Origin of the sequence: Mesorhizobium carmichaelinearum (genome assembly GCF_900199455.1) — a bacterium.
GTDB lineage: Bacteria > Pseudomonadota > Alphaproteobacteria > Rhizobiales > Rhizobiaceae > Mesorhizobium > Mesorhizobium carmichaelinearum.
Genome location: NZ_FZQR01000036.1, coordinates 1 through 11,372, shown reverse-complemented (window position 1 = coordinate 11,372; position 11,372 = coordinate 1). Strand labels below are relative to the sequence as shown.

Annotated in this window: 8 protein-coding genes, 4 pseudogenes and 1 other annotated feature; of the genes and pseudogenes, 7 read left to right on the top strand and 5 right to left on the bottom strand. The window is 59.4% G+C overall.

All coding sequences use genetic code 11. The features are described from left to right. Positions 1 to 65 precede the first annotated feature (65 nt). The gene (locus CKW40_RS37045; RefSeq protein WP_095204625.1) at positions 66 to 458 is read left to right on the top strand and encodes a winged helix-turn-helix domain-containing protein; all 393 of its coding nucleotides are present in this window, start codon (positions 66 to 68) and stop codon (positions 456 to 458) included. A 40-nt stretch (positions 459 to 498) separates the two neighbouring features. Beyond that, positions 499 to 909: a transposase gene (locus tag CKW40_RS37040; protein WP_179298249.1), complete on the top strand. Its 411-nt coding sequence runs from the start codon at positions 499 to 501 to the stop codon at positions 907 to 909. Positions 910 to 1,107: 198 nt separating this feature from the next. On the opposite strand, the gene CKW40_RS37035 is transcribed toward CKW40_RS37040, so the two are convergent. After that, positions 1,108 to 2,124: an IS110 family RNA-guided transposase gene (locus tag CKW40_RS37035; protein ID WP_095204623.1), complete on the bottom strand. Its 1,017-nt coding sequence runs from the start codon at positions 2,122 to 2,124 to the stop codon at positions 1,108 to 1,110. Positions 2,125 to 2,189: 65 nt separating this feature from the next. On the opposite strand from CKW40_RS37035, the pseudogene CKW40_RS44930 reads away from it, so the two are divergent. Both CKW40_RS44930 and hemN read left to right on the top strand, forming a co-directional pair. After that, positions 2,190 to 2,360: pseudogene (locus tag CKW40_RS44930) on the top strand (IS630 family transposase); the annotation flags it as partial. A 219-nt stretch (positions 2,361 to 2,579) separates the two neighbouring features. Then, positions 2,580 to 3,941: an oxygen-independent coproporphyrinogen III oxidase gene (hemN, locus tag CKW40_RS37030; RefSeq protein WP_439331032.1), complete on the top strand. Its 1,362-nt coding sequence runs from the start codon at positions 2,580 to 2,582 to the stop codon at positions 3,939 to 3,941. 423 nt (positions 3,942 to 4,364) lie between these two features. On the opposite strand, the pseudogene CKW40_RS37025 reads toward hemN, so the two are convergent. Continuing rightward, a pseudogene (locus CKW40_RS37025) lies at positions 4,365 to 4,562 on the bottom strand (sulfotransferase); the annotation flags it as partial. 297 nt (positions 4,563 to 4,859) lie between these two features. After that, positions 4,860 to 5,888: an IS110 family RNA-guided transposase gene (locus CKW40_RS37020; protein WP_095204646.1), complete on the bottom strand. Its 1,029-nt coding sequence runs from the start codon at positions 5,886 to 5,888 to the stop codon at positions 4,860 to 4,862. A gap of 106 nt (positions 5,889 to 5,994) precedes the next feature. Between CKW40_RS37020 and CKW40_RS37015 the strand changes: the two genes are divergently transcribed. The 3 genes from CKW40_RS37015 (at position 5,995) to nifA (ending at position 10,581) form a co-directional block, all read left to right on the top strand. Continuing rightward, positions 5,995 to 7,226 (top strand): IS3 family transposase gene (locus CKW40_RS37015; RefSeq protein ID WP_095204622.1). Its coding sequence is split into 2 segments (ribosomal slippage): positions 5,995 to 6,286 and positions 6,286 to 7,226, totalling 1,233 coding nucleotides; the frame shifts between segments, so codons are not numbered across the junction. Continuing rightward, positions 6,279 to 6,395, top strand: a sequence feature (AL1L pseudoknot). It overlaps the preceding gene by 117 nt. Positions 7,227 to 7,330: 104 nt before the next feature. Next, positions 7,331 to 8,311: a LysR family transcriptional regulator gene (locus CKW40_RS37010; protein ID WP_095204621.1), complete on the top strand. Its 981-nt coding sequence runs from the start codon at positions 7,331 to 7,333 to the stop codon at positions 8,309 to 8,311. A gap of 602 nt (positions 8,312 to 8,913) precedes the next feature. Continuing rightward, positions 8,914 to 10,581 (top strand): nif-specific transcriptional activator NifA, encoded by a 1,668-nt coding sequence (gene nifA, locus CKW40_RS37005; protein ID WP_095204620.1) that lies wholly within the window; start codon positions 8,914 to 8,916, stop codon positions 10,579 to 10,581. A 363-nt stretch (positions 10,582 to 10,944) separates the two neighbouring features. On the opposite strand, the pseudogene CKW40_RS36995 reads toward nifA, so the two are convergent. Further along, a pseudogene (locus CKW40_RS36995) lies at positions 10,945 to 11,211 on the bottom strand (integrase core domain-containing protein); the annotation flags it as partial. Positions 11,212 to 11,249: 38 nt separating this feature from the next. Continuing rightward, positions 11,250 to 11,372, bottom strand: a pseudogene (locus CKW40_RS36990) (ferredoxin family protein); the annotation flags it as partial.

Below are 11,372 nucleotides of genomic sequence, written 5' to 3'. Positions count from 1 at the left end.
TTTAAGGGATTCAGGATTCCCCTTGATTTGAGTTCGTGATTCATTGCGGTTGAAAGGAGACCGCGATGGGCAAGCCGCTACCGCTTGAGTTGCGTCGGCGTGTTGTTGCGTATGTCGATGAGGGACATGGTCACCGCGATGCTGCACGCCATTTCCGCGTTTCGCCTCGCTTTGTGAACAATCTGATCAATCTGCGCCGGCAGACCGGTTCGCTTGAAGCCCGCCGGCAGGGCCATGTTGGGGGCGGAAAGCTTGAGCCGTATGCCGAGTTTGTCCGCTTGCGGTTGGCCGAGACCGGCGAACTGACGCTGGATGAGCTTTGCGTCGAACTGGAGGAGCGCGGGGTGAGCGTGCACCGCTCCAATGTCGGGCGCCTGCTCCAACGCCTGGGGCTCAGTCATAAAAAAAAACTCTACTGGCCAGCGAGCAGCAGCGGGCCGACGTGCGCCAGGCGCTGACCTGTGGATCGGGCGGCGAAAGTGCTTCTTCAACAAGGCTTTGGCGCGGCTGATCTTCATCGATGAGACGTCGACCAATACCAAACTGACCAAACGCACCGGCTGGGCGCCGAAGGGCGAGCGCTTCAGGACGCATGCGCCATTCGGCAAATGGCAGACGCAGACCTTCATCGCCGGGCTGCGATGCCACGGTCTGGTCGCGCCGTGGATCGTCAACGCGCCGATGAATGCCGCCATCTTCGAACGCTACGTCGAAACGCAGCTCGCTCCCGAACTGTCGCCCGGCGATGTCGTCATTCTCGACAATGTCGGCTTCCACAAGAACGAGCGCGCCGCGCAACTGGTTCGCCAAAGGGGCGCATGGCTCCTGTTCCTGCCGCCATACTCGCCCGACCTCAACCCGTGTATGGATGGCTCCTGCGGGTCAAGGGTGTCGGATCGGGTTTGGTGAACAGGTCGGTTGCGGCCATGTATACGGCGTCTGAATGTGCAACGGGATCGCTGCGCGCCCTGATGAATATCCGCTTGGAGAACAGGTCCCACTCAATCGAGCGCGCTCGAGGCGCTTCGGATTGATCGGGGTGTCCTGGTTCTTCGTCTCCGTTTGTTCGCCATCACCTCACTTTGCCCTGACCATTCCGAGAGCCTGTCAGGCGGCAGTGGCCTGCGGCTTGTAACGCGATCCATCCCTGAGGACGGCGAAGATTGTTCTTGCCATACGATGCGCCAAGGCGATGGCAACGACCTTCGTCTTCTTCCGCATCAGCATACTCGATAGCCAGTCCGGTCCCGGCTCGCGCTTGAGCCGACATCTGAGCATGATCTGCGCCATGGCGCCCAGATACAGCAATCGTCGGATATAACGATTGCCCATCTTCGAGATTCGGCCGACCTTCTGTTTGCCTCCGGTGGAGTGCGGTTTGGGCGTGAGGCCGAGCCAAGCCGCATAGTCTCTCGCGCAGTCGAAATTGTCGACATCCGGCGTCGTCGCCGCGATGATCGTCGCCGTCAGCATGCCGACGCCCGGGATCGTAGCCAGACGCTGGCTTGTCTCGTTTTGCGCGTGGGTCTCTTCGATCTCGTCGGTCAGCCGCTCGATCCGCTTGTTCGTCTCGGCCAACTGATCGAAGAGCAAACTCACGGGCATCCGAGCCACTTCCGGCAGCCGATCCAGTTGTTCCTTCAATCGATCGACGTTCTGTGCGCCCTTCGCTGCAATGATGCCGAACTCCGTCATGTGGGCTCGGATCGCGTTGCCGATCTGCGTGCGTTGGCGAACCAGAAAGTCCCGCGTGCGGTGAAGAACCAGAACTGATGAGCAGGCTTCGCTCTTGATGGCGACAAACCGCATGGAAGGGCGCGTCACGGCTTCACAGATCGCGGCTGCATCCGCAGCATCCGTCTTCCCGCGCTTCACGTAAGGCTTCACATAAGACGGCGGCATCAGGCGGACGTCATGCCCCAACTCCTGCAACCGGCGTCCCCAGTCGTGAGCGCCCGCACAAGCTTCCATGCCGATCAAGCATCGCGGACGCTTCTGGAAAAACGCGAGCAACTGGCTGCGGCGAAGCTGGCGGCGCGCGAAAATCCGACCGTTCTCATCGACGCCATGGACCTGGAAGACGCTCTTTGCGAGGTCAATACCGACTGTGGCAAGCTCGGACATGGATGGCTCCTCTCTTTGGGACAATGACATCCCACTATGGCGCAATGCGACGCCGGGAGCAGGAGCCATCCATCCCATCAATCGAGATGGCCTATTCAAAACTCAAGGCGAGGCTGCGAAAGAAGGCGGCCAGAAGCTTCGATGCACTCTGCGAGGCTCTCGGCGATATCTGCCATCTGTTCGAGCCAACCGAATGCAGAAACTTCTTCAAAGCGGCCGGATATGAGGCCGATTAATCGCGACACGCTTTAGCGTCACGTGTGTAAGTGACGAGAAAAGCTCTGCATCGAGCGAACCAGTATCGGCTTAGTGCAGTAGACTAAACACAGGAGACCCGAAGTCTCGATTGTCGAGACGCATAATGCAAGGTGCCGTTGCAGCGCTCCCGTTTTCGCGTCGAAACCCGAACGGATTGACGTGGCGCAAAGACCCAGGTGAGCCGCATCGGTAGGATGATGGCTTTCAACATCGGAGGGTACGCGTTGCAGACCTCGATCCTGACAAAATATTGCAAGGCCCGCCTGCCTTGGTACACCATCTATCCGACTGTATCGGAGTTCTCCACGGAGGTCGGCGCCAAGGCTTATGAGGAGTGCCTGAGGGACCTCCCAGCCGAGGATCCGGTGTCACTCTATCTCCACATTCCATTCTGCCGATCATTGTGCTGGTATTGCGGCTTCCCTACTACTATTGTCCGGCGGGACGCTCCCATCCTCAAGTATCTCGCGGTGCTGCGTGATGAGATCCGGTTGATCTCGGAGCAAGTGCCGCAGCCGCTGCCCGTGAGTGACGTACATTTCGGCGGTGGAACGCCGAGCCTCATTGGGCCAGCGGAGTTCTTGGCCGTGACGGAACTCCTGGGCCGCAGTTTCGCGCTGAGCAAAACGGCTACGGTCGCCGTCGAAATCGACCCACGAACGTTCACGGCCGAGATGGCCGAAGCCTTAGGAGCAGCCGGGGTGACCCGCGCGAGCCTCGGCGTGCAAACCTTCGATCCCATTGTTCAAAAGGAGATCAACCGGGTTCAGAGTGAGGCGCAAACCGTCGCTGCCGTTGAAAAGCTGCGTCAACATGGAGTAAGTCGGATCAACTTAGACCTCATGTTGGGCCTCCCGCATCAGACGGTACAGTCCTGCGTCGAGACCGCTACGGCGGCGGCCGCCATGCGCCCAAGTCGACTCGCAGTCTTCGGCTACGCGCACATTCCTTCGCTTTTAAAGAATCAGCGCCTGATCAACGAGGCAGCGCTGCCGGACAGCGCTTCTCGCGCCGAACATGCTGTCGCAGTGGCCGACACGCTGGCTGCCGCGGGCTACCGAGAGATCGGGCTGGACCATTTCGCCTTGCCGGACGACGAACTCGCGCTGGCACAAAAATCGGGTCGCCTACGGCGTAACTCGCTGGGGTATTCCTCCGACTCCTGCAAAACCCTGATCGGTTTCGGCGCGTCGGCTATCAGCCGGGTCGGGGAGGGCTACTTCCAGAACGAGGTTATGCGACATCCCTACACCCGACACATCGAAGCCGGGCATCTGGCGACGTCAAAGGGCTACCGCCTTACCGACGAAGACCGCGTCCGAGCCGCAATCATAGAGCGGCTAATGAGCGATTTGGAGGCCGATGTGCCGGCAATCTGCGCCGCCCAGGGATCCGATCCGAGCCACTTTTTCGATTCAGCTGAACGCTTGGCGATGCTCGCTGAGGACGGCATAGTGGATATCGAAGAGGGTTTGATCCGCGTGCGGCAGGAGCATCGGTATGCGATTCGCGCTGTTGCTGCCGCATTCGATACTTTTCTCGACCGCGTTGCCCTGTGAGCCCAGCCAGACAGCGTGACGGCAAAAGAGCGACCCGGCTGTCGCTAAATGGCAATGCTCCGATAAATCACAACAAAGCCTTGGTGCCGGCGCCGTCCTTGAGGAAGTGGCCCGATTCAGAGCCGAGATCAAAGCCAACGCCCCGTTCGGAACAAAGCCATCGCGCTCGCCATCCATCCCGATGCGCGACATCGAAAAGGCCTATGCGTTTGCCGTCAGATCGAGGTCGGCGTCGTCGTGGCCAACTGAACGAACTGCCCTGACATGACCTCGATCGGAGTGTCTAGAAGCAGGCTGGGAACGACCCGACAAAAGGCTTTGAAGGGCTGACACAAGAGCGGAGCGCCTCTTGCCGCAAAAGAAGTTCTGCTCAGTATGGAATGCTACGCAGGGGGTAAGCGCGCCAGTGGGTTGAGGGATCAGTCAGGCGGCACCGAGCTCAAAAAATTTCGCATAAGGACCATGTGCGAAGTGTGCCCGCAACTCATCAAAATTCCCTACCGTTTCGCGCAACGGGCGCGTTTCTTGGCGCTCAAGGATGCCGCTGCGAAGGACCTGAAGCGCTGGAACGCCAAGAAAATCCAAGACAGTTGCTACGCAACCGCCGGGATCGCGAAGAAGTGAACCGCCCCGGGTTGATCGGAGGCTCCATGTGTGGATGCCCCGTTTCATGCAAGTGCCTTCGCGTCTTCGAGCATGTGATCGGGTGCGGTCATGTGTCAGGCCTGTGATGCGGCGTCGGAGGTGCCGCTGGCCGTCATGGAGATACGCGGATCAGGCGCAAATCAACTCGACGAGCTTTTCGCTCTTGGAGCCTCGGTGCATTTCCTGATCCCGATCAGACCGATCATTTGTCCTTGACGTTCACGACCTCCTCACATGCCGCCCATCATGGCCTCGCAGTCGCCGAGTGCATGCTCATGCTGCCGCGCTGCCAAGATCCCGGTAATCCTCTTTCTTTGTCAACATCGCCCATACCGAGCGAGCCATCTTGTTGGCCAACGCCATGGCAACCAGCATCAGCGGTTTGCGATCCAGCATTCGGGCGAGCCATGATCCTGGCCGCGCACCGCGGCGGGAGGCCCACTGGATGACGGACATTGCGCCGATGATCAGCAACCGTCGGATGTCCCGCTGGCCCATTTTAGACGTTCGGCCGAGCCGCTGCTTGCCACCGGTCGAGTGCTGGATAGGCACAAGTCCGAGCCAAGCGGCAAAGTCACGGCCGCGCTTGAAGGTCGACATTGGGGGCGCAAACGCTTCCACCGCCATGGCCGTGATCGGGCCGACTCCCGGCATGGTCTGAAGGCGGCGTGTATCCTCCCCGCACTGGGCTTCGCGGCGGAGGATTTTCTCCAGCTCGGCAACTTCGCAGCTCAACCGATCGACCTGCTCCAAGTAGACGCGACCAACGTCGATAACCAGTTGGGGCATCGTAGATTCGGCGGCATCAATCGCGGCAGCCAAGGTTTTCAGGTGAGCCGGACCTTGCGGTGCGATGACGCCGTGTTCGGCAAGATGACCGCGCAAGGCGTTGATCAGTTGCGTGCGCTGGCGCACCAAGAGGTCGCGCGTTCGGAACACCATCGACCTCGCTTGCTGCTCTTCCGTCTTCACCGCCACAAACCGCATCGTTGGTCGAGATCCCGCTTCAGCTATGGCCTCGGCATCGGCGGTGTCGTTCTTCTGGCGCTTTACATAAGGCTTGACGTAGCTGGGCGGGATGAGCCTCACCTCGTGGCCCAGCTCCCGAATTGCCCGGCCCCATTCGTGTGCGCTCGCGCAGGCCTCCATGGCGATCACACAGGTTGGCTGTCGGGCCAAAAACGGGAGGACCTGAGAGCGACCCATTCTCTTCCGGAATGCGACGCCGCCGTCGGCGTGAGCGCCATGAGCGTGGAAGACGCGCTTCGCCAGATCGATGCCAATGATGGTGACGTTGTTCATGTCGTTCCTCCTGTTGTCCGCAGCCCATTCTGCGATGGCAATTCTGCCACGCCGCTGGCTCGGCGGGAGGGGCATCCACTCCATCAACTCCTGAAAAGGTGGAGCCATGACAAGCAAGACGACGAACAAGTTCTCTCCCGAGGTGCGAGCCCGTGCGGTGCGGCTGGTTCTGGATCACGAAGGCGAGCATGGCTGGCGGTGGGCGGCGGTCTCGTCCATCGCCGCCAAGATAGGCTGCACGGCGCAGACGCTGCATGAGTGGGTGAAGAAGGCCGAGCGCGACAGTGGCGTGCGCGCCGGTGTGCCTACGGATGTGGCAACGAAACTCAAGGCTTTGGAACGCGAGAACCGCGAGCTTCGCCAGGCCAACGAGATCCTTCGCAAGGCTTCCGCTTATTTTGCCCAGGCGGAGCTCGACCGCCGGTTCAAGCCATGATCGCGTTCATCGACGATCACCGCGAGGCGCATGGGGTCGAGCCGATCTGCAAGGTGCTGCCGATCGCCCCGTCGACCTACCACGACCATGTCGCCAAGCGCATCGATCCCTCCCGGCTGTCGGCTCGGGCGAAGCGGGATGAGGCCTTGAAGGATGAGGTCCGACGCGTGTTCGAGGCCAACTTCCGCGTCTACGGCGTTCGCAAGGTCTGGCGGCAGTTGCAGCGCGAGGGCTTCGACGTCGCCCGCTGCACGGTTGCCCGCCTGATGAGGGCCATGGGTCTTGAGGGCATCCTCCGCGGCAAGCCGATCCGCACCACGGTGAGCGACAAGGCGACACCATGCCCTCTCGATCACGTCAATCGCCAGTTCCATGCTCCGGCGCCGAACATGCTGTGGGTCTCCGACTTCACTTATGTCGCGACCTGGACCGGCTTCGTCTACGTGGCTTTCGTCATCGACACCTATGCCCGCCGGATCGTCGGCTGGCGGGTGAGCCGGACGGCGCATGCAGCCTTCGTTCTCGATGCCCTGGAACAGGCTCTCCATGATCGGCGGCCCGTGCAGGGAGGCGGGCTCATCCAGCACAGCGATAGAGGCAGCCAATACGTCTCTATCAGATACACCGAGCGCCTGGCGGAGGCCGGCGTCGAGCCTTCGGTAGGCAGCGTCGGCGACAGCTACGACAATGCTCTCGCCGAAACGATCAACGGTCTTTACAAGGCCGAGGTGATCCATCGACGCGGACCATGGCGTAACTTCGAAGCCGTCGAGTTCGCTACGCTCGAATGGGTCGACTGGTTCAATAATCGCCGGCTGCTGGAGCCCATCGGCAACATCCCGCCGGCCGAAGCCGAGGAACGCTACTACGCCATGCTGGATGAACCAGCCATAGCCGCGTGACTCAAACGAAACGGCCTCCGGAAAACCCGGCGCGGTTCAGTTCTGCAAAATCAGTAAATCGTTTGTTTCGATGAAGCGCATATACGCTTTGGATGGGTGGACACATGCGTTTCAAGGGTCTGGATCTGAATCTGCTCGTGGTGCTTGACGCGCTGCTGACCGAACGCAAGCTCACGGAGGCGGCACACCGCATTAACCTAAGTCAGCCGGCAATGAGTGCGGCGGTCGCCCGGCTGCGCCATTATTTCCACGATGACTTGTTTATCCTGAGCGGCCGCGCACGTATTCTGACACCGCGTGCGCAAGCGCTCGCCCCCGCAGTCCGTGACGCGCTCCTGCACATCCAATACTCGATTCTTTCACAGGATCAGTTTATCCCAGCTCAATCCGACCGGCGCTTCACTATCATTCTTTCCGATTTCGTCACGCTGGTATTTTTTGAAAAGGTCGTTGAGCGTGTTGCACGGGAGGCACCCGCCGTCAGCTTCGAATTGCTGCCTATCGACGACGACCCGGATGAGCTTCTCCGGCGTAGGGACGTCGATTTTCTGATTCTGCCGGATTTGTTCACGTCGAGCGCGCATTCAAGAGTGGTGCTGTTCGACGACAAGATCGTATGCGTGGGCTGCCCCATGAATAAACAGCTACCACGGCAACTTACACTCGAGAGATATTTGTCGATGAGGCACGTTGCGGTCAGGTTCGGGCGCGCGCAGAGGCCCTCCATCGACGAATGGTTTTTCCTTGAGCATGGTCTCAAGAGACGTGTCGAGGTGCCTGTGCAGGGCTTCAGCATGATCCCGCCCATGGTGTCAGGCACAGATCGCGTAGCGACGATGCCGTTCCGCCTGGTCAAGCATTTCGAAAAAACGTTCCCCCTGCAGATCATCGAACTGCCGCTGCCGCTTCCCAGATTCACCTTGGCCGTCCAATGGCCCAACCTTCGCAACAGTGATCCGGCGAGCATCTGGATAAGGGAGGTAATGGTGCAGGAGGCGTCCCGGATGCCTAATCCACGCGAGATCACGGAAAGTCGTAGCGTTCCTGGGCCGACCGAGCGTCTCACACCGACTGCCAAATCATAGCCCATGTCGAAGGAAATCCATGCTGCCGGCAAGTGAGCCAGCGAGGTGGTCCCAACGTCAGGCTTCCCCAAGAAAGGCAATCATTTCGACCACGGTCGTCTTCAGAACGCCAGACCAAAGCCATCCTTAACCAGAGCCACTCCAGCGAGATCCGGACCTTCGTTCCGCGCGCCTAACGCCTTTTTCGTCATGATCACTCCAAGCATGTTCTGGCATTGCACCGCAATGCGGATGTTCGTTACGGCGTAATATAACTAAGAATATATTTGTTATTGCATCCGTGATAGAATTCTTTCAGAGCGACGAGTTTCCTTTCACAGATGAAAGGTTAGCTCGATTAACTATCCTCCCTCAATCCTATCACGTCATCAACGTGCGGTGCCGACACGGTGGCCTCACCTTTGAAGAAGAAGCAAGACCCGCGGCATGCACTGCCCGCTGTCCTCAAACTTGCAGGTGCACCCTGCAACCGGGATTGTTTTTAAAGCGCGAGATCGAGGACGACATGAACCACATCATCCGCAGACCCGAACAAAGTGCCAGGAAGACGCCGTCGTGGGACAAGGGCGCGCAAGGGCCTAAAGCAAAGACCGAGGAACGATGTGATCACTAGTGTTCAGCCGTACGAAAGCGCATTTACCGTGATTTGCGAAATATCGAAGGTACTCGCCGCTTCTTACCAACTCGAAGTGGCTTTAGCCAAAACTCTCGAGCTGCTGCGCTCGTTTGTGCATATGGATGGCATCATCTCTCTGTTCAACGGTGACCGCGTACTGGACGTCGTCGTCGGCACCGAGTGGGACAAGAGCAGCGATGAGTCCTACCGCAGACGGCTGCCGCGCAAGGCAATTGATCAGATTATGATGACCGATAGGCCGCTCATCGTCGAGAACGTGGCGCACCATGTGGCTTTCAGTGCCGCCGACATGAAAATCCTCGGGGCCTCAGACACCGTAGCGGTGTCTTTCATCGGAGTTCCCATTCGCGTGGATGGGAACATCGTGGGCACCCTCACCATCGACCGCGTGCTGGACAATGGATCAAGGTCTCCGCCCGATCGTGATGAAAAGCTACTCACCATGGTCGCCACCCTGGTGGGACAGACCATTAAATTGCATCATTTGTCCCCCGGCGACCGCGCGACACCCATGGCGGAGGGAGAACGGTTGCAAAAGCAGCCGGCGCGGGCTCGTAAGAAGGTTCACATCAAAGGGATAATTGGCGACAGTCCAGCACTAAATGCGCTGCTTAAGCAGATCCCGGTTGTTGCCGAAACAAAGACCACGGTTATGATACGAGGTGAATCTGGGACCGGGAAGGAGTTGGTTGCCAAGGCCATTCACGACTTGTCGCCGCGCGCCGGCCGACCCTACGTCAAACTTAATTGCGCGGCATTGACGGAAACAGTCCTGGAATCGGAATTGTTCGGCCATGAAAAGGGTGCCTTTACCAGCGCGTTCAATTCGCGAAAGGGACGGTTCGAAGTCGCTGACAAGGGGACGCTGTTCCTCGATGAGATCGGCGAGATCTCGGCGTCGTTTCAGGCAAAACTCCTGCGCGTTCTCCAAGAGCAGGAGTTTGAGCGGGTCGGCAGCAACCAGACCGTTAAAGTGGATGTGCGCGTGATTGCCGCCACGAACAAGAACCTGGAGGAGGCGGTTGCAAGGAACGAGTTCCGCCGCGACCTCTACTATCGCATTAACGTGGTTCCCCTGCACGTGCCGCCGTTGCGTGAAAGGCACGGTGATATTCCGCTCCTCGCGGCGGAGTTTCTCAAGAATTTTAATGATGAGAACGGTCGTACGCTGACCTTCGATCCGAGCGCGATTGACGCACTGAATAAGTGTGAATTTCCCGGCAACATCCGTGAGCTTCAAAATTGCGTGCGCCGGGCAGCGATCTTAGCGGTGGGCCCGTCTATCGTCGGAGAGGACATCGGCTGCAGCAACGGGCAGTGCTTAGCTGCGGCGTTTTGTATGGCCTCGCTGAAAACTGGGCCGCTCGTCGCGGTGCCAGAGAAGTCGCGTACGCCGCCGGTCGACGGCACCGGGTCGGCCGCTTTTGGGGTCCCGCCTTCCATAGGCTTGCCGTTAGCGCCTTCGGGCACAGCCCGCTTAAATGGCCCGAGGGTGACCGATGCCGATCAGGTCATTGCTGCTATGGAAAAATGTGGCTGGGTCCAGGCAAAGGCGGCGCGCCTGCTTGGGTTGACGCCTCGCCAAATTGGGTACGTGCTGAGGAAATATGGCATCGAGATCAAGCGTCTGTGAAAGGGCGGCAAGCGAACAGGTGTTGGTGGTCTGGGCGAGCCGAGCCGCTGCGCTGCGCCCATTGAAGGGTCTTCAGGCGGAACCAATTGACGGGTGGCTGCTCAATCTGGCATGGCCTCTTGAATTGAGCTCGCTAGCGATTGGTGCCGGAAGGCCTCCTGCATCATCCGGGCAGCGACGGGCTAGCCGGAGTTCGGGCTTTCGTATCGCGGACTTCATCGAGGCCAGCGGTTCTGAACCGCGCTGAAAGGCCGGACATATGACCGCACCGTACCCGTGTGATGAGCCGTCTGAAGAAAGCACTTGCCTGAAGGGCGTTCCACATATGAGTCACGCCGCCATGGCTGGGTCTTCGAGCATGGCTTAGTAGCGTTCCTCGGCTTCGGCCGGCGGGATGTTGCCGATGGGCTCCAGTAGCCGGCGATTGTTGAACCAGTCGACCCATTCCAGCGTCGCGAACTCGACGGCCTCGAACGAGCGCCATGGTCCGCGTCGATGGATCACCTCGGCCTTGTAGAGACCATTGATCGTTTCGGCGAGAGCATTGTCGTAGCTGTCGCCGACGCTGCCAACCGAGGGCTCGACGCCGGCCTCCGCCAAGCGCTCGGTGTATCGAATGCTGACGTATTTGAACGCCAGTATTCATTTGCACAGTGCGTGGGCCTTGGTCATCCAAATTTGAAGAGGACCCCGAAGCCGCCGCGCGGATAGTTCCACTCGATCTCGCCGCTGGCCTCGCACAAGATCCGGCAGGTACCGCACTCCATGCAGCCATCGGGGGTGATTTCGAC

Bases quoted from the DNA above. Each gene is read 5' to 3' on its own strand.
- CKW40_RS37035 (WP_095204623.1), bottom strand. From the start codon at position 2,124: ATGTCCGAGCTTGCCACAGTCGGTATTGACCTCGCAAAGAGCGTCTTC.
- hemN (WP_439331032.1), top strand. From the start codon at position 2,580: ATGGCTTTCAACATCGGAGGGTACGCGTTGCAGACCTCGATCCTGACA.
- CKW40_RS37045 (WP_095204625.1), top strand. From the start codon at position 66: ATGGGCAAGCCGCTACCGCTTGAGTTGCGTCGGCGTGTTGTTGCGTAT.
- CKW40_RS37010 (WP_095204621.1), top strand. From the start codon at position 7,331: ATGCGTTTCAAGGGTCTGGATCTGAATCTGCTCGTGGTGCTTGACGCG.
- CKW40_RS37020 (WP_095204646.1), bottom strand. From the start codon at position 5,888: ATGAACAACGTCACCATCATTGGCATCGATCTGGCGAAGCGCGTCTTC.